Origin of the sequence: Streptomyces macrolidinus (genome assembly GCF_023887685.1) — a bacterium.
Lineage (GTDB): Bacteria > Actinomycetota > Actinomycetes > Streptomycetales > Streptomycetaceae > Streptomyces > Streptomyces macrolidinus.
The window spans coordinates 41951-65844 of record NZ_JAMWMR010000019.1 but is presented as its reverse complement, the minus strand read 5'-3'; the positions used below and the strand labels follow the sequence as shown (position 1 = coordinate 65844).

Here is a 23894-nt window from a genome sequence, read left to right as displayed (position 1 = left end):
TCGCTCATGCCGCCCCACGATCGCCGACGAGAGCACAGCAGTCCACCCGCGGGTCAGAACAGCCCGTCCTGGACGCCAGGGTCAGCCAACTCCCGTATCGGCACGGTCGTTTCGTCCCTCCCCGTCGCCGCCGTCAGCTCCCATCCCGTCATCAACCGCGTGTCCAGTACGACGGTCCCGCGCCCCGTGGCCAGGTGCAGATCGGGTCCGGCGGCGGCCAGCAGGTCACCGCTCACCGCCCCGCCCGCGACCAGCTCCCCCACCACACCGTCCGCCCGCGCCAGCCCGTCGAGCCCGAACACCCCGCAGTGGTCGACGGCCCGGAACGGCGCCCGCTCCAGCGACTCCGGCCAGGCGTCGAGCGCGACCGCCCGCGCGTGCACGTCCGCCAGCTCGGCGGTCCGCTCCTCGACCGGCGGCAGCGCGGCCCGTACCGCCCGCTTGTCGGCGTACGGAATCCGGTCGGGCACCCGCAGCGCGGCCCGCAGCAGCTCCTCGGCGCGCCGGGCCGCCATCAGCGGCCCGCGCCCCAGCCAACTGAAGGAGACGGCACCCTGCTCCAGCAGTCGCGCCGGGCCGCGCTCGACCGCGGTGATCCCGACCTTGACCATGCCGGGCCCGAACCATGCCAGATAGACGTGGTACGGCCGCGGGTCGTCGGCGACGGTATCCGCGGCGACGGAGTGCGCCCGGTCCAGCCGCGCGCACTCCTCGCAGCGCGCTCCGGTGCTCCGGCCGGAGACCGCGGTCCGCGCCGGACATGCGTGCCCCCGCGCGCCCACGCAGGTCCGTACGCCTCCCGCCACGATGGCGAAGGCCACGCGCTTCCCGCGTCGCAGATCACTGCGCCGCCCGCCTTCCCAGCCGAGCACGGGCATGCCGTCACCCCACCGCAGCCCCGTGCACCGCCACACCTGAGTCATCGCTTCGAGGGTAGAGGGGACCACTGACAACGCGGTGGGCGCGCGGAGCCGGTCAGCCCATGGTCTTCGCGCCGTCCAGGGACTCCCGGATGATGTCGGCGTGCCCGGCGTGCTGGGCGGTCTCGGCGATGACGTGCATCAGCACCCGGCGAGCCGACCAACTGGTGCCGGGCTCGTTCCACGGTGCCTTCGGCAGCGGCTGGGTGGCGTCCAGGTCGGGCAGAGAGGCGACCAGCTCATCGGTCCTGCGGGCCACTTCGGCGTAGTCGGCCAGCACACCGGCCAGCGTCTCGTCGGGCAACAGCCGGAACTGTTCGGCCCGCCGGGCCCAGTCGTCCTCGGTCATGGCGGTGAAGTCAGGCATCGTCTCGGGACCGCCCACGATGAAGCCCGCCCACGCTCGCTCGACCGCGGTGACGTGCTTGATCAACCCGCCCAGGCACAGCTCGCTGGAGGTGGTCCGCTCCCGGGCCTGCGCGTCCGTGAGGTCGCGGGTGGTGAAGCGCAGGAAGCCTCGCTGCTTGGCCAACGCTTCCAACAGATCGGCCCGCTCACCCTGGGCAGCCGGCGCGTCGGTCAGGTCCTGAGTACGCAGCTCGTTACGGGTCATGATCTCTGCCTTCCGTGTTCCGTCCGGTCGGTCCGGAGACGACACTAGGAGTCATAGAGGTCAGATCCTGACCTAAGAACGTCGGCCCGCGGAGGATCCTGCGGCACTCGCAGACGGCCATGACGATGGAGGTCTCCGCGGAAGCGAGCGAGGAGGACCAGAAGGACTACTGGGTCGACGAGGCTGCGATGGTCAACGCGTAGTCCACACCGATCGAGAAGTCGCCTGACCGCCCGCGGACCTTCAGGGAGTGCGTCCCGGAAGCGAGGGGCGGCAACTGCACCCACAGGCCGCACCCTGTACCTGTAAAGGGTCCTTCCTCTCCGGTGACCGGGTTGCCTTGAACAGCTTGCGCCATGATCGGGTCACCTTCGTAGGTCTCCGGCTCGACCGCCTTGCCGTCGAGGAACACAGTCCCCTGCGCGCTGCTCACGAAGGCCGCACAGGTCTGACTGTCTCCGACCAGATTGATCACAGGCACAGCAATCGGACGCCCGCTGGGAACCTCGCACGCGCGCTTGACCTGACCGCCGAAGGTTCCGGCCAGGAACCAGACGTCGTGCGGTTGATTGCGTTCGCACTCGCTCCCGTCCATGTCTGCGACAGGGTTGGTCGCTTCGGGTTCCGACGCTGCCCATGTCCACCATCGGCCTTGCAGCTCCGCAGAAGGGAGGTGAGCGTTCTTCGCCACCGGAGCGGTGCTGGCCGGCGCCGCTCGTTCCGCGCCCTCCGGGTCCGCGGCTGCCTGGGTCCCACACCCCGCCAAGGACGCCAGCACCACAGCGGTCAGCCCCGCTGCTCCAGCTCTGTACCTCATATGACCCCTCCCGACCGGACTCGCCGCCTTGCCCCCGGCGCGACATGAGCGGACACCCTACTCGCGGGGCAGCGGGGCAGGCTGCTTCTGGGCCGGTTGCTGTACTTCGCTGCTGTAGGACCCAAACGCAAGAGGCCCGGACTCTCGTCCGGGCCTCTTGTCTGTGTGCACTCGGCAGGATTCGAACCTGCAACCTTCTGATCCGTAGTCAGATGCTCTATCCGTTAAGCTACGAGTGCTTGTTTTGTTTTCGTCTCCGTTCCCGTTCCTTTCGGCTCGGTCCCGGCGACAGGAAGAACATTACATGACTGCCGCCGCCATGTGAAATCCGTTTGCCACACCCCCTCTGACCTGCGGAAACGCGTGACGGGGCAGGGTGGCGAGGGGCGGGATCGGGGAGCCGGGGCGGGGCATCCGGGGTCGTAGGTCGGCTTCCGTCTCAGCCGTCATGGCGTCGGCAAGGCCGTGGGCGTCGTAATCGTGAGTCGCGGCAGGCCCGTTGTGGAGGTCGTCGGAGATCTCGTCGAGAGGTAGCTGTGCGCACCGATCCGGATGCCATCCGTCAGGCGTCGGGAGTATCGGGCTTCGAGATCGTCGGAGCTGGGCCGAAGTCGCCCTCAACATGAGTCAGGGAGTCCAGCCGCGATTGGCTGAACTCCCTGGTCAGAGGGCGGAGGCGGAGGGATTTGAACCCTCGATGGGCTTTAAGGCCCAAACCGCATTAGCAGTGCGGCGCCATAGACCGGACTAGGCGACGCCTCCAGCACATCCCCCCGCGCGAGCGCGAGTGGTGCGTGCAGATGATGACACAGACGAGTGCGGTGTCACCAATCGCCCCCCACGGTACTAGGCGGGAAGGCCACAGGGCAAAGCACTGGGCCGGGATCCGTGAGACGGGTTCACGGGGCGGGTCCGACGCGGTGGCCGTGATCGCCTCGCGCACCGCTTCCGCCTCGGCGATGCCCCGGCCGTTCCCTCCTCTCCCTCCCCCTCTCTCTTCTCCGCGCCACCCGCAACCGCGGCGTCCCACCGCCGTTAGTCACGGCATGGTTCAGATCACCTCGCGCCGCGCGCTCCTCGGTGCCGCCGCCCTCCTGTCCATGGCCGCCGCGCCGGCCGCGGCGTACGACCACGGCAGCCCGTCCCCCTCCGGGGACCGGCTCGTCGTCTCCGTCAGCCATGCCGGGCGCGCCGACGGGACGTATCTGCTGCGCTGTCACCCCACGCGCGGCCGCCACCCGCACCCTGCCGCCGCATGCGACGTACTCGACCGACGGACCGTCTGGGGCCGGGACCCGTTCGCCCCGGTGCCGCCGCGGCGCCCGTGCACGATGGTGTACGGCGGCCCGGCCACCGCGCACATCACCGGGACCTGGGCCGGGCGGCCGGTCGACGCGCGGTACAACCGCAAGAACGGCTGTGAGATCGCCCGCTGGAACGACCTGGTGCCCGTGCTGCCGGAGCTTCGTTCGTAACACCCGCCCCGCTGGGGGGTGTTCGGGTTCCGCGCGGGAGGGACCCGTACGGTCACGCGTTCCGGACCGGTTCCGTATACGGCCTTCCCCCTCATCCGCCGCCGCGGGCCGGGCCACTGCCCGTAGACTCCCTCGCGTGACACGCTGCGGGCCGGTTGGCAAGATGTCCCCCGCGGTCGGCAAGGTGCGGTAACAGGGAGGAAGCGTCTCGTGAGCAGCAGGCCATCCCGAGGCGCTGCTCGCCTCGCAGCGATACTCGACGCACTGCCCGACGCGTTGGTGCTGGTCAACGCGAACGGAACCGTCGTCAACGCCAACACCATCGCCCTGGAAGCCTTCGAGGCGCCGGGAACGGCTCTGGTCGGGCGTGGACTGCTCGACCTGCTGCCGCACTTCGACTCGCGGCTGATTCCCGGGTCCATGCGGCGGCCCGACGCCACGGACACGAACGGGCGGACCAAGCCGACGCGGATGACAGCCCGTCGGACGGACGGGAGCGAGTTCCCCGTCGAGGTCACGAGCGCCAACCTCGAGGACGGCCGACAGGCGTACGACGGCCAGAGCTACACGGGCGACGAACTCCTCATGCTCGTCGTCCGCGACCTGTCCGGCACCATCGACACCGAGGCCGAACTCGCCCGCTCCCAGCGGCAGACCGAGATGATCCTGCGGGCCGCGGCCGAGGGCGTGGTGGGCACGGACACGGACGGGCGGATCGTGCTCGTCAACCCCGCCGCCGCGCAGATCCTCGGCTACCGGGCCAGCGACCTGGGCGGCAAGGAGCTGCACACCCTCGTCCTGCACTCCCGCGAGGACGGCTCCCCCTTCCCGTACGGGGAGTCCCCGCTCCACGACACCCTGCGCTCCGGACGCAAACACCGGGTGCGCGGGCAGGTGTTGTGGTCCAAGAGCGGCGACCAGGTGCCGGTCGATCTGACGACCTCTCCGGTGCGCGACGGCGACCAGATCGTCGGCGCCGTGATGACGTTCACCGACCGGCGCCCGTTCGACACGCTCGTCGCGGAGAAGGACGAGGCCGACCAGCAGCACCAGCGGGAGCTGGAGCGGCTCGCCGCGGAGCACAAGGAGGAGCTGGAGCGGCTGCGCGCGGAGCACACCGCCGAGCTGGATGCCCTGCGCGAGCAGCACACGGAGGAGATCGCGGCGGGCGACGAACGCTACGCCGCGCTCGGTGAGCGCGAGAAGGACCGCTTCGATGCGCTGGCGGCCCGCCACGAGCAACTGCTCGCCGTACTCGGCCGCTCCTTGCGCGGACCTCTCGACGAGCTGCGGGGCCAACTGTCCGCGCTCGCCGCGGACGACGCCGGACAGTTGTGGCCCGAGGCCAACCAGGTGCTCCACCACCTCGCGGCCGGCTACTCACGCATCACCACACTCATCGACAACGTCCTCGGCTACCAGCGCCTGGACACCGGTGAGGACCAGGTCGTACGGACGCCCGTCATGCTCGACTCGGTCATCGCCGCCGGTGTCGACGGCGCCGTCGAGCTGATCGGGCCCGGCCGTGTGCAGTTCGCCGTGCACGCCCCGCCCATCGAGGCCGAGGTGGACGCGCAGCGGCTCGCCCAGGCGCTCGCGCATCTGATCGCGGACGTGGCGGGCGTCGACTCCACGGGCAACGCGCCTGTCTCGGCGGGCGGTTACATGGACAACACCGTCGTGGTGGCCGCCGCCCAGCGCGGCGAGGTCGTACGCATCGAGGTGCGCGGCCCGTACGCCGGGGGCGACCCGGTGCACCAGCCGATCGTCTGCGGTGTCGTACGGGCGCACGGCGGTGTGCTCCAGACCCACCAGGTGCCGGGCATGAGCGGCAACGCGTATGTGCTGGAGGTGCCGCTCGGCGGGGCCGCCGGCGCGCTCGCCCCGGCTCCGGTGGCGATCGTGGAGAAGCCCGGTATCGAGGCGGGTACGCCCGAGCAGGCCGTCGTCCAGCAGGCCGTTCCGGAGGCCATCCCGGAGGCCGCGCTGCAACCCGTCCCGGAGGCCGCCCAGCAGGGCGGTGGTCGGCGGCGGGCCCGGCGGTCCTCCGTGGACGCGTTCCTGGAGAGCGAGGTGGGCGGGGCCGCCTCGTCCTCCGACACGGCCGCGACAGCGCCGACCGGGCGGCGCAGGCGGCGCGCGGCGGAGGAACCCGCCGCCGAGGCGTCCGGGCCGGTGCAGGCGACCGCGCACGAGGCGGGCGCGGAGACCTCGGTGCCCGAGGGCCCGGGACGGCGGCACGGCCGACCGAACCCTGTCGAGGGCGGAGCCGAAGGCGCCACCGAGGGCGCGATGGTGATGACCGCGGCCGGGCCCGACACGGGAGCCGTGGCCCTGCCGCCGCAGGGCGTGCCCGCCCCGACCGGACGGCGCGCCCGCCGGGACACCGAACAGGCGGAGCTGCCGCCCGCCCTGCCCACGGCCACCGACGCGCCCCCGGAGCCGACCGGACGCCGTCGACGCGCTCTCGCCGCCGCCAACGAGCGGGCCGCGGCGGAGGAACCCGGTGCCCGGCCGGTGTTCGCGCTGCCGCCCGCCGAGGCCGACCGCACTCCGGAGCAGAGCCCGCTGCCCGCCGCCCAGGCCGACACGGGCCGCCATGACACGGCACCGCACGACCAGGCCGAGGGGCACACGCCGCCGCAGCCGCATCCGGTGCCCGTGTCCACGGGCCGGCGCGCCCGCCGGGCCGTCACGCCTGTACGGCAACTGCCGGACGAGACGGGCGAGGTGGACATGTCCGGGGCGACCCCGCCGCAGGGTGTGCCCGCGCAGACGACGCCCGCTCATGGCGTGCCCGCGCAGCTCGCCGCTCCTCAGGTGCCCGCGCCGGACGCTCCGCAGCCTGTCCCGGCGCAGGGCGTACCCGCACCCGCGGTGGCCCCACCGGCCGTTGCTCCGCACGCCGTTGCCTCGCAGTCCGTTCCCCCGCAGGGGATTCCGGCTCAGGGGATTCCGGCTCAGGGGATTCCGGCTCAGGGGATTCCGGCTCAGGGCGGGCCGGGCGGCGTGGCCGTACCGCAGCCGTCGGCGCAGTCGAGTGTCGGCCAGCCCGTGCCCGCGCCGTCGGCGGCCTCTCAGCCGGTTCCGGCCGCGCTCGAACAGGCCCTGCCCGTCGGCGCGGTGCAGGCGCAGCCAGGCCCGCAGCACGCGCAGCCCCTGCCCGCGGCCACCACGCCGCCTTCCGGAACGCCGGTGCCGCCGCAGGCCGCCCAGCCGCAGCCCTGGCCCGGTTCCGAGGCCCCCGGTTCTGGCTCCGGTTCCGGTTCCGGTGACACGTCCGGCGCCGGGCGGCCCGTACCGCAGCCCACCCCGTCGGCAGGCACCCCGCTGCCCCCGGAGCGCACCGCCCCGCCGCGGATCGCCCAGCCCCTGCCCGCCGAGACGGCCATGCCCGTCGATCCCCATGCGACACAGGGGCAGGGGATCAGCGTGCGGACGCTCGGCCAAGGGGTGCCCTTCGCGCGTCAGGTGGCGGCCTCGCCGCAGGCCCAGCCCCGGCCCCGGTCGTCCCCGTCCGCCCCGCACCAGCCGAACGGTTCGGGCCGCCGCCGCAAGCTCGGCACGCCTCCCGAGCCCACGGGTGAGCGCCCGGAGACCGCGGCGCGCCCGCATCCGCAGGCCGCGTCGGCACCCCTCCCGCCGCAGCCCTCCCTGGCCGGGCAGTCCCGTCCGCTCGCGCCCAGCGAGGGTGCGGGGCGGTCGTACGCCATAGGGGCTCCGGACGCGAACGCCGACGAGGGCCCCGAGCCGCTCGACGGTCCCGGTGGTGCCGTAGAGGTCGCCGATCACCCCCAGAACCGGCCGATGGACGACGAGTTGCCCCCGGAGCCGCTCGACAACCCGCGCCGACTGCTCGTGTGGCCCGCGCCGGATGTGACGACGCAACAGGCGCTCAGCGACCGCGGCTACCGGCCCGTCGTCGTCAACTCCCGCGAGGAGGTCGACGCGCAGATCGCCGCCTTCCCTGCCGCGCTCTTCATCGACCCGCTCACCGGCCCGATCACGCGGACCGCGCTCCAGTCGCTGCGCCAGGCGGCGGTGGCCGCCGAGGTCCCCGTGCTCGTCACCGCGGGGCTCGGGCAGGCGACGCGCGAGGCGGCGTACGGCGCCGACCCGGCCGTACTCCTGAAGGCGCTCGCTCCGCGTGACTCCGAGCAGCACCCGCCCCGTGTGCTGCTCGTGGAGGAGCACACGGAGATCGCGCTCGCGCTGACCGCGTCGTTGGAGCGGCGCGGGATGCAGGTCGCCCGTGCCGCCTCGGACGCGGACGCGGTCGCCCTCGCCGCGCAGATGCGACCGAATCTCGTGGTGATGGACCTGATGCGGGTGCATCGCCGCCAGGCCGGGGTGGTCGACTGGCTGCGCGCGAACAACCTGCTCAAGCGCACCCCGCTCGTCGTCTACACCGCCGCCGTCGACCAGGCCGATCTGCCGCGTCTGGTGTCGGGGGAGACGGTTCTGTTCCTGGCGGAGCGCTCGACCAGCACCGAGGTGCAGGAGCGGATCGTGGATCTCCTGGCGAGGATCGGGACGAACTGAGCACGGCGGGGCCCGGCCGAGCCCGACCGGACGGGTCGACCGAAGTCGCGATCAATCCGCCCAGATGTCGCACGGGGCGTTGTTTCACGTGAAACGGCGCCCTGATCGCCTTGCCTTCGGCCCTACAGGTGCGTGACCTCCAGCTCCCCGGCGGCGTACTGCCGCCGCAGCACCTTCTTGTCGAACTTGCCGACGCTCGTCTTGGGCACGGTCTCGACGGTCGTCCAGCGCTCGGGGAGCTGCCACTTGGCCACCTGGACCTCGTCCGAGAGGAAGGAGCGCAGCGCGGCGTAGTCGACGGTGGCGCCGTCCTTCACCACCACGATGGCCAGCGGACGTTCGCCCCACTTGTCGTCCGGGACGGCGACGACGGCGGCCTCGGCGATATCCGGGTGGGACATCAGCCCGTTCTCCAAGTGAACCGACGAGATCCATTCCCCACCGGACTTGATGACGTCCTTGGCGCGGTCGGTGAGGGTGAGGAAGCCCTCGGGGTCGATGGTGCCCACATCACCGGTCCTGAGCCAACCATCCTCGCTGAACTTATCGGTGGGGCGCAGGGGTTCGGCATTCGGGCCGTTGTAGTAGGCGCCCGCGATCCAGGGCCCGCGCACTTCCAGTTCGCCCGCCGCGGCGCCGTCCCAGGGGAGTCGTTCGCCGTCAGGTCCGATGATGCGGGCCTCGACACCGGCCGGGATACGGCCCTGGGTGATCCGGTACGCGAACTCCTTCTCCGTGCCGATCGCATGGGCCGGAGGGTGGGCCACCGTGCCCAGCGGGGACGTCTCCGTCATCCCCCAGGCGTGGCAGACACGCATCCCCAGCTTGTCGAAGGCTTCCATGAGGGAGGGCGGGCAGGCCGCGCCGCCGATGGTGACGTTCGCGAGGGAGGAGACGTCACGGGGCCGGGCGGTCAGCTCACCGAGCAGCCCCTGCCAGATGGTGGGGACCGCGGCGGCATGCGTCGGCCGCTCGCCCTCGATCATCTCGGCGAGCGGGGCGGGCTGGAGGAAGCGGTCCGGCATCAGCAGGTTGACGCCGGACATGAAGGCGGCGTGCGGCAGGCCCCAGGCGTTCACATGGAACTGCGGGACCACGACGAGCGAGGTGTCCCGGTCCGTCAGCGCCATCGACTGGGCCATGTTGACCTGCATGGAGTGCAGGTAGATCGACCGGTGACTGTAGACCACGCCCTTGGGGTCACCGGTGGTGCCGGAGGTGTAGCACAGGGCGGCGGCCTGGCGTTCGTCCAGCTCGGGCCAGTCGTAGGTGGTCGGCTTGTCGGCGATCAGGTCCTCGTACTCGTGCACCGGAACCGGGGAGCCGTCGAGCGGGGCACGGTCACCGGGCCCCGAGACGACGACGTGCTCGACCGTCTTCAGATGCGGCAGCAAGGGGGCGAGCAGGGGGATCAGCGAGCCGTTGACGATGATCACGCGGTCGGCGGCGTGATTGATGATCCAGGCGAGCTGCTCGGCGGGCAGCCGCAGATTGAGGGTGTGCAGCACCGCGCCCATGGAGGGGACCGCGAAGTACGCCTCGACATGCTCCGAGTTGTTCCAAAGAAGCGTTGCCACCCGGCCGTCGGGCCGGACCCCGAGGTCGTCACGGAGGGCGTTGGCCAGCCGTATCGCGCGGGCGCCCGCCTCGGCGAAGGTGCGGCGCTGCGGCTCGCCCTCCCCGGTCCAGGTGGTGATCCGGGAGCGTCCGTGCACGAGCGTCCCGTGGACGAGGATGCGAGTGACGGTCAGCGGTACGTCCTGCATGGTGCTCAGCACAGCGGTCCTCCCGGAGCGGTGTGGCGTGCGCGGGCGGCGCGGCCTGCGCGGTAGTGGGTTGCGCTGATTCTGCGCACATACCATGCGGTATGTCACTAGCCCTCGGGATGATCGATCAAGGCGCGAACTTGGACGCCCGGCGCTCCGACCGGCGCCGATGACGCGGCGCGGTGGGCGCCGTTGCTTCATGCCTCACACGTGGTGCCTGACACGTGATGCCTGACACGTGATGCCTGACACGTCGTGGGTGATGCCGTACGACCGCGCCTACCGCACAGGCTCCAGCTCGGGGTCCTCGCGGAGCTTGCCCAGGGCCCGGGAGACGGCCGATTTGACCGTGCCGACGGAGACACCGAGCACCTCTGCCGTCTGGACCTCGCTCAGGTCCTCGTAGTAGCGCAGGACCACCATCGCGCGCTGGCGTGCGGGCAGTTTCATGATGGCCCGCCACATGGCGTCGTGCAGCGCCTGCTGCTCCGCCGGGTCCACGGCCGGCAGCCCCTCGGGCTCGGGCAGTTCGTCGCACACGAACTCGTCGACCTTGCGCTTGCGCCACTGCGAGGTCCGCGTGTTCAGCAGCGCACGCCGTACGTACCCGTCGAGCGCACGGTGGTCCTCGATCCGGTCCCAGGCGACGTACGTCTTCGCCAGCGCGGTCTGCAACAGGTCCTCAGCGTCGCTCGGGTTCGCGGTCAGCGACCGGGCGGTGCGCAGCAGCACCGGCTGGCGGGCCTTCACATACGACGTGAACGACGGGTACGAAAGGGTCCGCGTCTTGGCGTTCGAAGCGCTGGTGCAGACGGGTGTGGTCATGTCTCCACGCTAGGTTCGACGCCTCCTTCGGCGGATCGGCCGCAGGTCGCGAAGCGGTCTCCGCCTCAGGTTGTAGGTGGGGGGCTGCCCCCACCTCCTGAAGGTGGACGAATGCGCGTGCCCCCTGAGGGGTTCACCCCTGAGGGAAGGGCAATGGAGCAGACAGACCACCGCGCGACGACACCGGAACCATGCGCGTACCGGCATCCGAGCCAGAACTCAGCAGCTTCGGTGACGAGCAGGCGGCAAGCATCGCGCAACGCGCAACGCAACGGCCCCTGACCGTCATACCTGGTCAGGAGCTGCTAGCCGTCAACTCCTCTGGTGGGTACGTGATTCAAACCCACGGTGAATCGCGCCACGACGGTTTTCAAGACCTTTCGGCGATCAGGGCCGTTGACCGCTGCGCCGCAGGTCAGATACGTGTAGGCGCCCCCGCGAAGCCGTCGTCATCGTCGTCGTGCCCGCTACGTGCCCCAGGCTCGTGTTCGTGTCCGCCAAGCCAGGAGTCAGCCGCTTTGGCCACCTGGTCGTCGCGCCCGGCGACCGGACGGGCATAGTGCCGGGTGGTGACGCTCGCGTTGGAGTGGCCGAGCCGGTGGGCGGCGGTCATCACGCCGTAGCGGTCGGCGACCCAAGATCCGTGCGAGGCACGGAGATCGTGCGGGGTGACGTCGGTCAGCCCGGCCACCGACACGGCGGGGTCGAAGTACGCCTTGCGCCACTGGTTGTAGCGCAGCGGCTTGCCGCCCGGTGTCGTGAAGAGGAGCGCGTCATCCCCGCCGGGCAGTGTCTCCAGGTGCCTGCCGAGCCGCTTCGCGAGCGACGGGCCGACCCTCAAATACCGCTTCTGATGGGACTTGGGGGTGTCGAAGACGAGAGCGCCGTTGGCTTCGGCCAGGTTCTCGTCAATGAGGACCAGGCCGCCGGAGAGGTCGATGTCTGCTCGACGAAGCGCGAACGCCTCACCAATGCGCAGACCGCCGTAGGCGAGAAGGGCGATCAGCAGGTCATGCGGCTTGGCCGCGCTCCGGACGATCCGCGAGGCTTCCAGCGGGGTAAGGATGTGCGGCTCGGTCTGCGGCATCCGAGGCAGCTTCACACCCCGGCACGGGGTCTGCGCGATCATGTCGTTGTCGACGGCCGCCCGCATGATCTGGGACAGGACCCGGTACGCCTGCCTGATCCGCGATGCGCTCAACCCCTTGGTCTTCATGGCGCCGACCCACTCAGCGACGGTGATCGGCCGGAGGCTCGACAGCTCACGGTCACCGAGCGCCGGGACGATCAGCGAGTTGATCAAAGATCGGTAGGACGCCTGTGTCTTGTGCTTGAGCTGTGGGGAGACGGCGGTGAGCCAGCGGGCCGACCAGTCTCGGACGGTGGTCTGTCCCTCCGCCGGATCCAGCCAGCGCCCCTCTTCGATCTCGATGCGCTTGCGGGCCAACCAGCGATCGGCGTCCGTCGAGGTGGCGAACGTCCGGTCAGCGGCCCGCAGCACTCCGTCAGGGCCTGGATATCGAGCCTGAAAGCGGCCGGAGGGCAACTTGCGGACACGGCCGAAGCTCCGCCGGGACTTGCGCTTACCTGCCATCAGGCAGCCCTCCTGTACGCCGAGGGCCGCAGGAGGATCGGTTCCACCGTGTGGGCACTGACGTACTCGTCGACGGCGCTCTCAGGGATGCGGACGTGTCGGCCGACCTTGACGAAGGTGATGCGGCGTTCCTCGATGAGTCGGCGGGGAAAGCGAAGGCCCGTGCCAAGACGTTCGGCGACCTGGTGCACGGTCAGAAGCCGGTCCACGGTCACCGCTCCCTCTCGTCGCCGGAGAGCCCGGTCAAGGCGTCGCGGGCGGTCTGGCGGTTGGTCTGGAGATCGCGGGCGATGGTTGCGGCGAGGGCGGCCTCGCCCGGTGTGTGGCCGTGTCCGGCGTACTGCCAGTCGGTCAGGACGAGGACGGTGTCAGGCTCCCGGTCGTCGAGCCCGAGGGTGGATGCCTCTTGGGCGGCGCGGTAGTCGGCGCGTTCCTGACGGAGGGCTCCGAGGGTCGTCGAGTAGGTACGCGACTTGGACGAGAAGTGCCCGCGGAAGCCGAGCATGTGCGCCCAGGCCCACAGGCGCCGGTCCGGGTAGAGGCTGTCGAGGTCACGGCATGCGGTGATGAGCCGACGGGTGTGGTCCGGGACCTGGTGGCGGTCGAGTTCGGAGAGTTCACCGATGCGGCGATCAAGGGTCCCAGTGTTCTCGGCGGCCTTGGTCGCGTACTTGGCCACGTACGAGGCGACGGCCTGTTCTGTGATGTCGGAGCCGTCGCCGAAGGCCTTCACCGGCCGGACGTCGAGCTGTCGGCCCCAGCGGAACGTCCTTGTCGGTTGGTCTCGGGCTTCCGGGATCGAGACCGAGGTGTACGAGTGCGCCGCAGCGGCACGGATAGCGTCGGTGAGGAGGGCGACCGTGGCCCAGACGGGCGGTGGCGTCCCGGGACCCTGCGGGCCGTCGAGTCGGATGACTGCGTGGAAGTGCAGGGCTCCGCGCTTCTGGAACTCGGCGACCTTGCCGTACGAGACACGAAGGTGCTCGGCCAGTTCCCGGCGTGTCAGTCCAGCGCGGGCGGCGAGTTCGCGACGGAGTCGGGTGGTGAAGCGCTGCCAGAGCTGTCCAGCATGGTTGTTGAACAGCACGGCCCCCGCGTAGTCGTAGGTGGCCGGGTCGAGAGCGGTGCCCAGCTCCGGAGCGTCGGGCGCGTGCTGTGTGCCGCAGCGGCAAACGCCGTGGTCGGGCCGGTTGTGGACCGGGCCGTACGAGGGGGCCGTGAGGGTGGCGAAGACGCGCGGGTGATCGCGGATGGTGGCGGGGATGTCGCGGCGGTCGTCCCCGGCCAGGCCTGCGCGGATCAGGTGGTAGGTGTCACCCGCGTAGGTCCAGGCGCAGGAGGGGCAGCGTGAGGCGCGGCGGTTGCCGCAGGCGAGGCGGAGGCGTCCGCCCGGCTCGTTGGCAGTGGAGTAGTGGTGCAGGGTCTCGCCGGTGGTCTTGTCCTTGTGGACGACCCAGCCGCTCAGGTGGATGGGGTCGGCGCAGCCGCCGGTGCGGCGGATCTGGTCTTCCCAGCGGGCGTAGTCGGAGGCCGAGGCCACCCGGAGAACGTCCCCGAGGGTGGTCGGGTCGAGCGGTTGGGCGGGCACAGGCGCCTTCTGTGTCGCGGACGAGGCGTAGTGGGTCATGCTGGTGGTTCCTTCTGGTTGCGAGATCGGACAGGGACGGCTCCCGGGCGGCGGATGCTTGGCGGTATCGAGGCCGCCCGGGGGCCGGTCAGCGTCGGAACGGTCGCTTGGTCTCGGAGGCGAGCAGGGAGCGCAGGACGACCGCGCAGACGGCGACGGAAACGCCGGTGATGGCGACCGCCAGGAGCAGCGAGACCAGGACGACACCGACGATCAGGACGACGGCCGTGCCACCGCCGACGAGCGCGAGCGCCGTTCCGGGGGTGAGCTGGACGACCGGGCGGGGCGACGGCGGGGCGGTGGGTGCCGGTGTCGGGGCCGGGGCACCCGAGGTGAGCGTGATCGGCTCGATGACGGCGGGCGGGGTGACCAGGCCGGTGGGCTGCGGCATGACCGGGAGCTTGGGCCGGAACATGGGCGGTTCTCCCTTCGCGGGCTACTTGACGGCGGTGTCGATGACGGGGGCCAGGACGCTGTCGGCGAGGAGGAATCCGCCAAGGAGGAGCACGGCGATGAGCCACCAGGGCGGGCGGATGAGCTTGACGCCGAGGTAGCCGACGACCAGCAGGGCGAGCCAGAGAGGGACGTCCATGGGCGCTGTCTCCTAGCGGACGGTGCAGCGGTGAGTGCGGGCGGCGAGCTGGGCGGCGGACTGGCTGGAGTAGTCGGCGGACCAGCCGCAGCGGTCGGCGGTGCAGACGGCGGTGTGCGTGGTCCGGCCGTTGCGGTCGCGGTGGGTGCCGATCTGCACGGGGCCGATCCGCATCACGGAGTGGAAGTTGTCGCGAGCGGGCATGCCTGATCAGTCCCTGTGGGTCGTGGGGTTGGGGTACTGAGCGCGGATGCTCTGGGCGGTGACCGGGTCGTCGACGCGTCGTGCAGCTTCCTCGGCGAGCAGGTGGGCGAGGAACGGGCGTCCGGCAGCGGCCATGTCCCGCGCTGCGTCGAGGTAGTCGGCCACGGTCAAGTCGGCCGGGTCGTTGGTCATCTCTGTTCTCCCTTCCGATCAGGTGAGGCGGGCGGCGATGGCGTCGGCGAGGTGGGGCGGGACGCCGAGGCGGGAGCGGAGGGTGTCGGGGTCGATCGGGGAGCCGGTACGGGTGCGGTACTCGTCGGCGACCTTGCGGGCGTGGTCGACCAGGACGGCGGGGATCGGCGGAGCAGAGGCCGGGAGCGAGGGCCGAGTTGGAGGGGTGGGGGCTTCCTCGGCCGGGTCCGGAACGGCGTCTGGTGAGGGCGCGGACTCGGACTCGGCTTCTCCCTTGTCCGCGTCGGAGGCTGGCGGAACCCGATCCGTCTTCGGCTCCGCAGCCGCCGAGTGAGCGAGGAGCGTGCCGCCGAGGAAGGCGAGCGCGGGCCATCCGGCGATGCCGAGGCGGAGCAGGGCGGGCGGGTCTGCCAGGTCGAGGAATCCGGCGGTGGCGACGTTGGCGCCGAGCGAGGCGAACAGGGCGACGAGGAACCAGCACCAGGCCAGCCGGGACGGCCCTTCACTCCGAAGGCGCCGCCAGGCGGCGACCAGGAGCAGGTCGACGCTGACCGGGTAGGCCCATGCCTTCCAGCCGTCCTGTCCGGCAGCGGCGGCCAGGTCGTGCAGGTGGGCGAAGGACAGGGCACCGGCGATGACGGCCTGGACCAGGACGGCATCGATACGGAGGCTGCGGTGGGCGCCCATCAGGAGGTCTCACCGGGGTAGTTGGGGCCGCCGTCGGGGTCGTAGTCGGACGGGAAGGTGCCGGGCGGAGGCTCGGGCAGTGAGACGGCGAGGGACGGGCTGACGGCTTCCACGAAGTCGAGGTCGGCACCGTCCATGTCGGCGTACAAAGCGAGTTGGCCGAGCAGGAGCACCGTTCGGGCGAAGTCCTCGCAGTCCGGGCACATGGCGGGTTCTCCCTTCATCAGACATGGCGGGGGTAGGGACTTGGCGTGAAGGCGGTCACGCCGACCGGTGTGGAGCGGAGAGGGATCAGACGGCGGCTGGAGAAGGCTTGGACGACGGCACGGGAGCGGCGACGGGGCCGGACAGGACGGGCCGGAACGGAGCCAGCTCGGGAACATCTGGCGTCTGGTCGGCGTGCCGGTTGCAGAGGTTCACGGCCTGGCGCAGCGAGGTGTGCGGGGCACGGATGCGGTGCCACCCTCCGGACGAGTCGCCCGCGATAGCGATTCCCCGCGTCTCTGCCGGGATCTGGATGGCGGCCAGGACGGCATCCGGGGAGATGTCGCCGAAGGCCATGTTGGCGGATGTCTCGTCGTTGACGCGGTGGGCGGTGCGGCCGGTGAGTTGGGCGCGGAGCATGGTGATGCCCTTGCCGAGTTCGGAGCCGAAGCGCTGCCCACAGATTTCGAGGTAGATGCCAGCCGCGCGGCCGAGCTGGGCGAGGCGGACCAGGGCGGTGACGATGCGGTCCCGCCGCTTCTCCTGTTCCTTGTTGGCGTACAGGGCGAGTTCAGCAACCTCATCGACCAGGACCACGACCGGCACGGGACGCAGATGTTCGGGCAGGTCCCAGATGTCAGCGGCGATCTCCGCGTCCGGCACGGCGGCAGTGATCTTCTGTTCGGCGCGGATGAGTTGGTACACGTCTTCCATCCGACCCACGAGCGCGTCGAGCAGTTCGGCGGCAGCGTCTGGGCTGTCAGCCAGCGCGGAGAACCGGCGGGCCAGCGGGAACAGCTCCACTCCTTGCTTGCAGTCGATGCCGACCAGGGCGACGTCCATCGGGGCGAGTCCGGCGACCAGGTTGCGTTGGTAGACGGACTTGCCGGACTCCGTAGCGCCGAGGGTGAGGGCGTGAGGTATGGCCCGGTAGTCGCGGTAGTGCACCGCGCCGTCCTCCCGCAGAGCCACCGGCACCCGCATCGGCCGGGTGTCGGTCTCGGTCGGCATCTGCACCCGCTTGAGTACGTCGTAGCCGGTCATCCGTACCTCTACGACACCGGAGCGCAGCTCGCGCGAGGTCACGCCATACATGGAGAACGAGTGCCTGAGTCGGTCCGAAGCGGCGGCGATGTCGAAGGCGTCCTGTCCGGGGCGGAGCTTGAGCCGTAGGACCAGACCAGTTCGAGTCGGCCGCAGGCGACAGATCCGCGGTGAACGGGGCTCCGGTATCGGCCGGTTGGCGACTCGGGCCAGAGCGAGACGCCACCGCGCGGGCGGAACGGTCAGCCCGCACGCGTCCATGACGGACCTGTACCGGACCAGGACCCGCACCATGGCCAGCGTGACCCCGAAGGTTAGCCAGTACCAGGCGGGGCGCCGCCACCGCAGGAGAGCCGCGACGGCGGCGACCAGCGCTAATGCGACCACGATGCCCGTCATGGTCAGGCTGCCTTCGGCCTTGCCGCGGCGTCGACGAGCGAGGTGACCGCGACCGCGCGGAACGCGATGCCGTGCCGCTTCTGGCCGTTGAAGTCGTTTTCCCAGGGCCGGGCGATCAGGCCGGTGAGCGCCACCGGCGTACCCATGGACAGTTCGCCGGTGATCCCGGGCTCCGGGACGGTGATGGACAGGATCTCCACTTCCTCATTCGCCGCGAACATTACGTCCACGGTCATCAGCTTCGCTCCGGTCTCGACGTCGGTGGCGATCTCGCCGGTGCGACGGTCCTTGACCTTGGGCTGCGGGGTCTTGGCGACCATCACGGTCGCGGCGGAGGTGTCGACGGGAATCTGACGCACAGCAGATCTCTCCTCTATAGATGCCAAACTCCGTCACTCATGTATATGAGTGACATGAAGAAGAGTGCCCCACTCCTGTACATGAGTCAACCCGCCACGAGGCAGAACTCGTGACGGGCTGCGTGAAGTTGAGTGGGCGTCAGTCGGTGGCGGGGATCCGGTACTCGAAAACGAACTGGTCAGCGGCCATGAGCGTGTCGCACACCTCGACCACGAGACCGGCGGTCGTCCGCGCCTCCCGGATCAGGTGAACCACGGGCGCCCCTGGGCTAAGTGCCAGTTCCGAGGCTTCCGCCTTCGAGGCCGCACGTGCTTGCAGCGTCTCCACGAACTCGGTGAACTCGTGCCCGTGGTCTTCGAGTCGGGCGTAGATGCCACCGCCGCCGGGGTTCTCGGCGAACAGCTCCGGGATCTCCTTCACGACGTCCCAGGGGAGGTAGGACGTAGCGGTCTCGACCGGGGTGCCGTTACGGAAGTAGAGGCGTCGCCGGGCCAGCACCTGCGTACCAGCCGAGACGCCCAGTCGCTGGGCAGCGTCCTCGGGTGCCTCCATAGGCCCGATGTAGAGGACGCTGACCTTGGCGGACGCACCGGACTGTGCGGACTCCGCAAGGTACGCGGCCTGCCCTCCCTGACGGAGCGAGCGCCGGAAGCGATCGGAGGAGCGGTGCCGCACCGGCGGCCGGTTCTTCACGATCGAGCCCTTGCCGTGCCGGGTCTCGACGAGCCCGCTCGCCCGCACCTCGACCATGGCCTTACGAATGGTGCCGCCGGAGACTCCGTACCGGTCCACCAGCTCCGATTCACTCGGCACCATGTCCCCGGGCTTTAGGACACCCGCCCGGATCTGCTGCACGATCTCTTCGGCGATCTGTACGTACCGAGGCCCGGCCCCAGTCCCTCCCGCAGCAGTTCCCATAGTCCTTCTCTGCCTCCTATGCTCCTCTACATGAGTCAACCACAGGAAGCGACGCCGTCTCCCCTGCACTCCGTGTCCGTGGCCGGAGTAGTGGTGCGCGAGGACGGGCGCCTCCTGGCGATCCGCCGGGCCGACAACGGCACCTGGGAACTCCCTGGTGGTGTCCTCGAACTCAGGGAGACCCCCGAAGCCGGTGTCGCCCGCGAGGTCCTGGAGGAGACAGGCATCCACGTCGAGGTGGACGAACTCACCGGCGTCTACAAGAACTTGGCCCGTGGCGTCGTTGCCTTGGTCTTCCGCTGCAAGCCTTCCGGCGGCACCGAGCGCACCTCCAGCGAGTCGACGGATGTCTCCTGGCTCACACCCGCCGAGGTCAGCGAGCGCATGTCCGAGGTCTACTCGATCAGGCTCTTGGACGCCTTGACCGGCAACGGCCCGCACGTACGGAGCCACAACGGCAGACACCTCATCGCAGCGGGATAAGACCTTCTCTACTTCATCAAGGCCCGCGCACAGCGCGGGCGCGCGCCGCCTCTGCGGCGCGGCCTGCCTCCTGTCTCCGCCCCGGCTGGCCGCGCCCGGCGGCGCGCTGTATGCAAGCGGGCAGGGCGGGACGTCATCCGCGGGCACAAGATGATGCCTCCGGCGGGGGATCGACCGGCACCGGGTGGAGGGGCGCCGTCGCCGACTGTCGGCCCGTAGTGGCGTGCGTAGGGTGCTCCTATCCCGTCCGCCGTCGACTCAGGCAGAGCCGAGCAGACGCGGCCCAGGGGCGTCAAGGTCGTTCGTACAGTGGCGCGCTCCACCTTGACGCCCCTGAACCACGCCCGCTCCACGGTGTGTGGGTCGACGGCGGACGGGATGGGAGCTGGGGAGAGTGGTGGGTGCAGGAAGCGGGCAAGTCCATGCCACACGCAGGAGGGCTGGTTCGCGGGCGTACCTGCGCCAAAGTCGTTCCGCCTGGCCTACACGAAAGAGCCCCCTCTCGAATCACTACCGGAGGGGGCAACAACGCGGGCGCGCAACAACGCACCCCTGTTACTCTCTTCTTTCAACACAGGTGCGCCAACTGGGTTCCTGGCGGGGCATCAGGAGGCGCTTAGCAGAAGGGAGAGCGGGCGTGCTGCTTGTAGCAGCGTATCCCGTTGTGCATGGCAATGCAATGCACAAGGCCTATGGCAATGCAATGCACAAGGCCTTACGAGTGAGGGGGATAGCCAAGTGAAAGACTGGCAGAGCCCCGAGTTCATCACCGCACTGGCATCTCTGCTGACAGCTCTCACCGGGGCAGTCGCACTGTTCATGCGCTAGGCCCAGTGCACCCCCCTTTGCCAGCCCGAGGGGGGTGCACGACCACATGCGCTTCCGAGCCCTTACGGCACGTCAGGCCGAGCCGCGGTGAGGCATACAGTCCGCGCCCTCGCGACAGACGTGAGTGTCTAACTGCGTGACAACGCCAACGCACAGCGGCGAACAACCGCGGACGTCTACGGACCGTCGCAGCAGGCGAGAGGCACAGCAGCCCAAGGCAGCGCCCCCGCCCAACTTGCTTCGGGACGAAGAGGTCGTCACCCGCTACCTCGCCGCCACGGTTCCGCCGTCGCAAGTTGCTCTTGAAGGACGTCACCGAGCGGCGTGGCCGGGGCCGGTGGGGGTGCAGCGAGACACACGCGCGCCTGATCGGTCGACGCACCCGCCGTCGTGGCTGACTTTCGTTGGCTGAGGCTCAGATCTCCAAGACGTCCGCAACACGACGACCCCTGACCGTTTCGCATGGTCAGGGGTCGTACGTCTGCCTGGTGGGCTTCCAGCCGTCTCCTTCAGGAGCAGTGGGGTTCGCTCACCGCCAGGAGGTGACCGCGACTGGTCGCTACGCGGAGCACGTCTCGCAAGGCCCCGGTCAGATCCTTCGCGAGAAGTCGCAAGTCCTCCAGATCAGCGCTGCCATCGCCCAGAGTTTCCGAGGCCTGGTCCAACAGTTGGGTTGCCAGCCCGAGTTGCACCGCTTCGATGTTGTCCGCCAGGCGGGACATGTGGCCGTCTCCGCCATCGGTGCTGAGGTAGCAGGGCTTGCCTTCCGGGCCCGACCACGGGAGGAGCCGCAGCTCGTTCAGCGCTGTCATCCTTGCGTCTGCCTCTCGTTGATCACGTGGTGGGTGGTGAAGATTGCGTCGACGCGGTCTCCTGGGAACGTCAGGTGCGCGGCTTCAACGACGCGCCCAGTGCCGTCGGCGGCGATGCGTGTGATCGCGAGTACCGCCGCGGTTGAACTGATCCGGAGGCTCGACGCCTCGTCCGGGGTCGGGAGGCGGGCGGACACCGTCTCCCGGATCTCCGCCGATGGTGGGCTCAACACCGCAAAGCTCCCGGGCTCCCCCGCGCACGAGGATCTGTCGCCGAGTACTGCGGTCGGCGCCAAGTCACGCGGGACGTAGATGCGGGCCAGGCTGTGCGGTGTGTCCCCCTCGTAGCTGATGCCGAGGAACTCGGTCAGTGGGGTGCTGTTCGGCACTCTCAAGAGGGTTGTCAGGTGGCCGTGCGCTCGGATCGCGGTGGTGCGGACAGTGACGTGCAGAGCCGCGTCAGCAGCGGTCCACGGGTCCAGCGTGCCCCAGCCGCCGACGTACGTGACCTTGCGTACGGGGCGCCGAACGAAGTTCCCCTTGCCATGGACCTTCTCGACGAGGCCCTCCCGCTCAAGTACTGCCAGAGCACTCCGCAGCGTCGACGTACTGACCTTGTGCTGAGCGGCCAGGTCGGTCTCAGACGGAAGGCGTTCGCCAGCCCTGATGCGACCTGTTGTGATCTGGTGCCGGAGGTCATCGGCGATGCGGTGATGGCGCGAAGTCATGGACCCGGTCACCGCCTTCTCCGCATGCGCACGGCGAGGAGCCGGGTTCGTGTGTGAATGGTCAGCAGTTCGCCCGAGTCGAGCAGGAGTTGCTTGGCGCCGTGGGGCATTTGGTAGAGGTCGCTCACCTGGCACGCCCGGCCGCCGACCTGGATGACGTCGCCGCGCTGCACGGTGGTCGAGGTGATCTCGACGGTGGATCCCAGCGCGCCGCGGAACACTCGTTCTCTCACCGCTCCACCTCCACGGGCGCGGGCTGGTTGAACATCGAGTGGCAGGAGCAGTCGCACACCTCGTAGACCACGGGAAGGTCGATCGGCGCTGCGACCGTGGCGGACTCCGTGCAGGCGTGGTGCGTACCGATCCGGCACGAGATCGACCGGTAGGAGACGGACTCAACGCGCGTGATGCGGGGCTGTTGACCAGGAGACATCAGCGAGCCCCCACGAGGGTCGACCAGGCTTCAGCGGGCACATGGTGAGTCACAGCCATCACACGTTGCTGGACACGCTTCTCCCAGGCCAACACGTACGGGCGCACAAGCGCGATCTCTTCGCCCGCGAGGGAGTCCGCGCAGTCCGCGCAGTCACGGTCCACTACCCGGGCGGCCATCGGCCGGGAGGGCGTAAAGGGGCGGCGATGTCGACCTTTGACGAAGTTCCTCTCTCTGGCCAGTGAAACGGCACGGCGGATACGGTTGAACACGCTGATCAGCTCCTATCGCTGATGGCCCGGTCCCCCCGACAACGCCCGTCGTGGGGGACCGCTTTGCGTACGACCGCCCAGAGGGTGCGGCCGTTCAGGCTGGTGGCGAGGAACCCGAATCGATCGGCCTCGGACACCACTTCCAGGACCTCCCGCCATGACTCGGCGGAGAACGCGTCCGGCACCTCCGCTTCGACCGACGTGTATCGGGCGTGCTCCTCCACGCGCGCGAGGAGCCCGATGGCGGAGAGCCGGGCGACGATGGCCGCCGCGGTGATTCCCGAAGCGGGCACAGGGCAGCCTCCGTCACCAGCGATCACTTTCGGTGAAGCTAGTTAACTAGACTAGGCCTAGTGAACTAGATTTTCCATATGCCTGAGCAACCGCCCTATCTCCGCATCGCCGACGAACTCCGGCGGCGGATCGCGGAGCACGTATGGGAGCCGGGGGACCGTCTGCCCTCCCGCGCCCAGATCGGCCAGGAGTACGGCGTGGGCGAAAACGTGGTGCGCCGGGCACAGGAACTGCTGATCTCCCAGGGCGTGTTGGAGGGCCGCGCCGGTTCCGGAACGTACGTTGCCGAGCCCCGGCAGCGGGTGCGGGTCGTCCGTTCGTCGACGCGCGAGCACCCTGACGGATCTCCGTTCCGCGCGGACATGGAGGCCTTGGGTAAACAGGGGGACTGGGAGAGCCGGACCGACGCCAAGATCCCGGCCCCGGCGGAGATCGCGGCCCGCCTCGGTATCGCCGAGGGTGATCTGTGCGTCCGTACGGCGTACGAGTTCCTGGCCGACAGCAGGCCTGTGCAGCTGTCGACGAGTTGGGAGCCGTACGACCTCACCGCCGGCACCCTCGTCGTCCTCCCCGAGGGAGGGCCCCACGCGGGGGCGGGCGTCGTGAACCGCATGGCCGCGATCGGTGTCACCGTCAGCCACGCGGTGGAGCAGCCGGAGCCGCGACAGGCGACCGCAGAGGAGGCATCGCTTCTGGGCATCCAGAAGGCCGCGCTCGTCACGCACATCCGGCGGACGTACTACAGCGACCAGGGACGGCCCGTGGAGACGGCGGACATCGTGGTGCCCGCGGCTCACTGCGAGATCGTCTACGAGATCCCGATCAACCGATAGGCGACAGCGAGCCCGCTGCCCGGTGGACCTACGGACGCAGTGATCGGCCCGTGCCCCACGCGTGCCCCTTCCGTGCCCGATCGGGCGGGAAATCAGGGGGAGACACGGTGACTGGCGGGCAGCGCGCAGCGCAACGGCCCCCGACCGTCTTGCCTGGTCAGAGGCCGTCAACCACTGCGGTGGGTGTGGGATTTGAACCCACGGTGGCTCGCGCCACGACGGTTTTCAAGACCGTTCCCTTAGGCCGCTCGGGCAACCCACCTCGGCGCCGCTCACCAGGAGCGGGGCGGGTACAGCGTACCGGGATCGGGGCGCATCGTGCTGGCGTGGTCCGTACGGGATCGGCCCTCGGGGGCGCGTGGCGCCGCGCATGCGAGTGCCCGGTCGCTGGCGACGGGGGATGCACCAGCGACCGGGCTGCCGCCAGCGTAA

25 protein-coding genes, 3 tRNA genes and 1 pseudogene are annotated in these 23894 nt (G+C 70.1%); 4 read left to right on the top strand and 25 right to left on the bottom strand.

Translation table 11 applies throughout. From position 1 onward, the window contains the following. Positions 1 to 53 precede the first annotated feature (53 nt). The 5 genes from NGF19_RS20560 to NGF19_RS20540 form a co-directional block, all read right to left on the bottom strand. Positions 54 to 923, bottom strand: a complete 870-nt coding sequence (locus tag NGF19_RS20560) for a DUF2797 domain-containing protein (protein ID WP_252426531.1) — start codon at positions 921 to 923, stop codon at positions 54 to 56. Positions 924 to 975: 52 nt separating this feature from the next. Further along, entirely contained in the window at positions 976 to 1533 is a 558-nt protein-coding gene (locus tag NGF19_RS20555; protein WP_252426530.1) for a DinB family protein, read from the bottom strand. 166 nt (positions 1534 to 1699) lie between these two features. Further along, the gene (locus NGF19_RS20550) at positions 1700 to 2128 is read right to left on the bottom strand and encodes a signal protein (protein ID WP_252426529.1); all 429 of its coding nucleotides are present in this window, start codon (positions 2126 to 2128) and stop codon (positions 1700 to 1702) included. A 388-nt stretch (positions 2129 to 2516) separates the two neighbouring features. Then, positions 2517 to 2589: transfer RNA gene (locus tag NGF19_RS20545), tRNA-Arg, on the bottom strand. 432 nt (positions 2590 to 3021) lie between these two features. Further along, positions 3022 to 3112, bottom strand: a tRNA-Ser gene (locus tag NGF19_RS20540). 284 nt (positions 3113 to 3396) lie between these two features. On the opposite strand from NGF19_RS20540, the gene NGF19_RS20535 reads away from it, so the two are divergent. Both NGF19_RS20535 and NGF19_RS20530 read left to right on the top strand, forming a co-directional pair. Then, positions 3397 to 3825: an SSI family serine proteinase inhibitor gene (locus tag NGF19_RS20535; protein WP_252426528.1), complete on the top strand. Its 429-nt coding sequence runs from the start codon at positions 3397 to 3399 to the stop codon at positions 3823 to 3825. Positions 3826 to 4035: 210 nt separating this feature from the next. Then, entirely contained in the window at positions 4036 to 8367 is a 4332-nt protein-coding gene (locus tag NGF19_RS20530) for a PAS domain-containing protein (protein ID WP_252426526.1), read from the top strand. Positions 8368 to 8489: 122 nt separating this feature from the next. Here the strand turns inward: NGF19_RS20530 and NGF19_RS20525 are convergent, their stop codons facing one another. The 14 genes from NGF19_RS20525 to NGF19_RS20460 form a co-directional block, all read right to left on the bottom strand. Continuing rightward, positions 8490 to 10145 (bottom strand): long-chain fatty acid--CoA ligase, encoded by a 1656-nt coding sequence (locus NGF19_RS20525; RefSeq protein ID WP_252426525.1) that lies wholly within the window; start codon positions 10143 to 10145, stop codon positions 8490 to 8492. A gap of 267 nt (positions 10146 to 10412) precedes the next feature. Further along, complete coding sequence (locus NGF19_RS20520; RefSeq protein ID WP_252426524.1) at positions 10413 to 10958, bottom strand: SigE family RNA polymerase sigma factor; 546 nt, start codon at positions 10956 to 10958, stop codon at positions 10413 to 10415. A 415-nt stretch (positions 10959 to 11373) separates the two neighbouring features. Beyond that, positions 11374 to 12552 (bottom strand): tyrosine-type recombinase/integrase, encoded by a 1179-nt coding sequence (locus tag NGF19_RS20515; protein WP_252426523.1) that lies wholly within the window; start codon positions 12550 to 12552, stop codon positions 11374 to 11376. Continuing rightward, the gene (locus NGF19_RS20510; RefSeq protein ID WP_252426522.1) at positions 12552 to 12767 is read right to left on the bottom strand and encodes a helix-turn-helix domain-containing protein; all 216 of its coding nucleotides are present in this window, start codon (positions 12765 to 12767) and stop codon (positions 12552 to 12554) included. Before NGF19_RS20510 ends, NGF19_RS20515 begins: the two co-directional genes overlap by 1 nt. Then, positions 12764 to 14140: a replication initiator protein RepSA gene (repSA, locus tag NGF19_RS20505; protein ID WP_252426588.1), complete on the bottom strand. Its 1377-nt coding sequence runs from the start codon at positions 14138 to 14140 to the stop codon at positions 12764 to 12766. The genes NGF19_RS20510 and repSA overlap by 4 nt, the downstream gene beginning before the upstream one ends. 127 nt (positions 14141 to 14267) lie before the next feature. After that, complete coding sequence (locus NGF19_RS20500; RefSeq protein ID WP_252426521.1) at positions 14268 to 14594, bottom strand: SpdD-like protein; 327 nt, start codon at positions 14592 to 14594, stop codon at positions 14268 to 14270. 21 nt (positions 14595 to 14615) lie between these two features. Next, the gene (locus tag NGF19_RS20495) at positions 14616 to 14771 is read right to left on the bottom strand and encodes a hypothetical protein (protein ID WP_252426520.1); all 156 of its coding nucleotides are present in this window, start codon (positions 14769 to 14771) and stop codon (positions 14616 to 14618) included. A gap of 12 nt (positions 14772 to 14783) precedes the next feature. Continuing rightward, positions 14784 to 14975: a mobile element transfer protein gene (locus NGF19_RS20490; protein WP_252426519.1), complete on the bottom strand. Its 192-nt coding sequence runs from the start codon at positions 14973 to 14975 to the stop codon at positions 14784 to 14786. Positions 14976 to 14981: 6 nt separating this feature from the next. Continuing rightward, positions 14982 to 15167, bottom strand: a complete 186-nt coding sequence (locus NGF19_RS20485; RefSeq protein WP_252426518.1) for a hypothetical protein — start codon at positions 15165 to 15167, stop codon at positions 14982 to 14984. 18 nt (positions 15168 to 15185) lie between these two features. Continuing rightward, positions 15186 to 15854, bottom strand: coding sequence for a DUF2637 domain-containing protein (locus NGF19_RS20480; protein WP_252426517.1), 669 nt, complete (start codon positions 15852 to 15854; stop codon positions 15186 to 15188). After that, a complete protein-coding gene (locus tag NGF19_RS20475; RefSeq protein ID WP_252426516.1) occupies positions 15854 to 16060 on the bottom strand; it encodes a hypothetical protein in 207 nt (68 codons plus the stop codon). The genes NGF19_RS20480 and NGF19_RS20475 overlap by 1 nt, the downstream gene beginning before the upstream one ends. An 85-nt stretch (positions 16061 to 16145) precedes the next feature. Further along, positions 16146 to 17501, bottom strand: coding sequence for an FtsK/SpoIIIE domain-containing protein (locus NGF19_RS20470; RefSeq protein WP_252426515.1), 1356 nt, complete (start codon positions 17499 to 17501; stop codon positions 16146 to 16148). A gap of 2 nt (positions 17502 to 17503) precedes the next feature. Next, positions 17504 to 17860: an SCO3933 family regulatory protein gene (locus tag NGF19_RS20465; RefSeq protein ID WP_252426514.1), complete on the bottom strand. Its 357-nt coding sequence runs from the start codon at positions 17858 to 17860 to the stop codon at positions 17504 to 17506. Between the two features lie 139 nt (positions 17861 to 17999). After that, positions 18000 to 18779, bottom strand: coding sequence for a GntR family transcriptional regulator (locus NGF19_RS20460; protein ID WP_252426513.1), 780 nt, complete (start codon positions 18777 to 18779; stop codon positions 18000 to 18002). Between the two features lie 18 nt (positions 18780 to 18797). Here NGF19_RS20460 and NGF19_RS20455 point away from each other — a divergent pair, with 18 nt between their 5' ends. Next, complete coding sequence (locus tag NGF19_RS20455; RefSeq protein WP_252426512.1) at positions 18798 to 19262, top strand: NUDIX hydrolase; 465 nt, start codon at positions 18798 to 18800, stop codon at positions 19260 to 19262. A gap of 1337 nt (positions 19263 to 20599) precedes the next feature. Here the strand turns inward: NGF19_RS20455 and NGF19_RS20450 are convergent. From NGF19_RS20450 to NGF19_RS20430, 5 genes and pseudogenes are all read right to left on the bottom strand, one after another. After that, positions 20600 to 20902: a hypothetical protein gene (locus NGF19_RS20450; protein ID WP_252426511.1), complete on the bottom strand. Its 303-nt coding sequence runs from the start codon at positions 20900 to 20902 to the stop codon at positions 20600 to 20602. Then, positions 20899 to 21630, bottom strand: a complete 732-nt coding sequence (locus NGF19_RS20445; protein ID WP_252426510.1) for a GntR family transcriptional regulator — start codon at positions 21628 to 21630, stop codon at positions 20899 to 20901. The genes NGF19_RS20450 and NGF19_RS20445 overlap by 4 nt, the downstream gene beginning before the upstream one ends. An 8-nt stretch (positions 21631 to 21638) precedes the next feature. Further along, entirely contained in the window at positions 21639 to 21863 is a 225-nt protein-coding gene (locus NGF19_RS20440; RefSeq protein WP_252426509.1) for a hypothetical protein, read from the bottom strand. Further along, positions 21860 to 22063, bottom strand: a complete 204-nt coding sequence (locus tag NGF19_RS20435) for a hypothetical protein (protein WP_252426508.1) — start codon at positions 22061 to 22063, stop codon at positions 21860 to 21862. The genes NGF19_RS20440 and NGF19_RS20435 overlap by 4 nt, the downstream gene beginning before the upstream one ends. A 284-nt stretch (positions 22064 to 22347) precedes the next feature. Further along, positions 22348 to 22628 (bottom strand): annotated as a pseudogene (locus NGF19_RS20430) (hypothetical protein). A 78-nt stretch (positions 22629 to 22706) separates the two neighbouring features. Here NGF19_RS20430 and NGF19_RS20425 point away from each other — a divergent pair. Next, a complete protein-coding gene (locus NGF19_RS20425) occupies positions 22707 to 23462 on the top strand; it encodes a GntR family transcriptional regulator (protein WP_252426507.1) in 756 nt (251 codons plus the stop codon). A gap of 177 nt (positions 23463 to 23639) precedes the next feature. On the opposite strand, the gene NGF19_RS20420 is transcribed toward NGF19_RS20425, so the two are convergent. Then, positions 23640 to 23724 (bottom strand) — tRNA-Ser (locus NGF19_RS20420). Positions 23725 to 23894: the final 170 nt, after the last annotated feature.

Coding starts and splice junctions, on each gene's coding strand:
- NGF19_RS20560 (WP_252426531.1), bottom strand. CDS start 923: ATGACTCAGGTGTGGCGGTGCACGGGGCTGCGGTGGGGTGACGGCATG.
- NGF19_RS20555 (WP_252426530.1), bottom strand. CDS start 1,533: ATGACCCGTAACGAGCTGCGTACTCAGGACCTGACCGACGCGCCGGCT.
- NGF19_RS20550 (WP_252426529.1), bottom strand. CDS start 2,128: ATGGACGGGAGCGAGTGCGAACGCAATCAACCGCACGACGTCTGGTTC.
- NGF19_RS20535 (WP_252426528.1), top strand. CDS start 3,397: ATGGTTCAGATCACCTCGCGCCGCGCGCTCCTCGGTGCCGCCGCCCTC.
- NGF19_RS20520 (WP_252426524.1), bottom strand. CDS start 10,958: ATGACCACACCCGTCTGCACCAGCGCTTCGAACGCCAAGACGCGGACC.
- NGF19_RS20515 (WP_252426523.1), bottom strand. CDS start 12,552: ATGGCAGGTAAGCGCAAGTCCCGGCGGAGCTTCGGCCGTGTCCGCAAG.
- NGF19_RS20500 (WP_252426521.1), bottom strand. CDS start 14,594: ATGTTCCGGCCCAAGCTCCCGGTCATGCCGCAGCCCACCGGCCTGGTC.
- NGF19_RS20495 (WP_252426520.1), bottom strand. CDS start 14,771: ATGGACGTCCCTCTCTGGCTCGCCCTGCTGGTCGTCGGCTACCTCGGC.
- NGF19_RS20490 (WP_252426519.1), bottom strand. CDS start 14,975: ATGCCCGCTCGCGACAACTTCCACTCCGTGATGCGGATCGGCCCCGTG.
- NGF19_RS20485 (WP_252426518.1), bottom strand. CDS start 15,167: ATGACCAACGACCCGGCCGACTTGACCGTGGCCGACTACCTCGACGCA.
- NGF19_RS20480 (WP_252426517.1), bottom strand. CDS start 15,854: ATGGGCGCCCACCGCAGCCTCCGTATCGATGCCGTCCTGGTCCAGGCC.
- NGF19_RS20475 (WP_252426516.1), bottom strand. CDS start 16,060: ATGTGCCCGGACTGCGAGGACTTCGCCCGAACGGTGCTCCTGCTCGGC.
- NGF19_RS20470 (WP_252426515.1), bottom strand. CDS start 17,501: ATGACGGGCATCGTGGTCGCATTAGCGCTGGTCGCCGCCGTCGCGGCT.
- NGF19_RS20460 (WP_252426513.1), bottom strand. CDS start 18,779: ATGGGAACTGCTGCGGGAGGGACTGGGGCCGGGCCTCGGTACGTACAG.
- NGF19_RS20455 (WP_252426512.1), top strand. CDS start 18,798: ATGCTCCTCTACATGAGTCAACCACAGGAAGCGACGCCGTCTCCCCTG.
- NGF19_RS20450 (WP_252426511.1), bottom strand. CDS start 20,902: ATGACAGCGCTGAACGAGCTGCGGCTCCTCCCGTGGTCGGGCCCGGAA.
- NGF19_RS20445 (WP_252426510.1), bottom strand. CDS start 21,630: ATGACTTCGCGCCATCACCGCATCGCCGATGACCTCCGGCACCAGATC.
- NGF19_RS20435 (WP_252426508.1), bottom strand. CDS start 22,063: ATGTCTCCTGGTCAACAGCCCCGCATCACGCGCGTTGAGTCCGTCTCC.
- NGF19_RS20425 (WP_252426507.1), top strand. CDS start 22,707: ATGCCTGAGCAACCGCCCTATCTCCGCATCGCCGACGAACTCCGGCGG.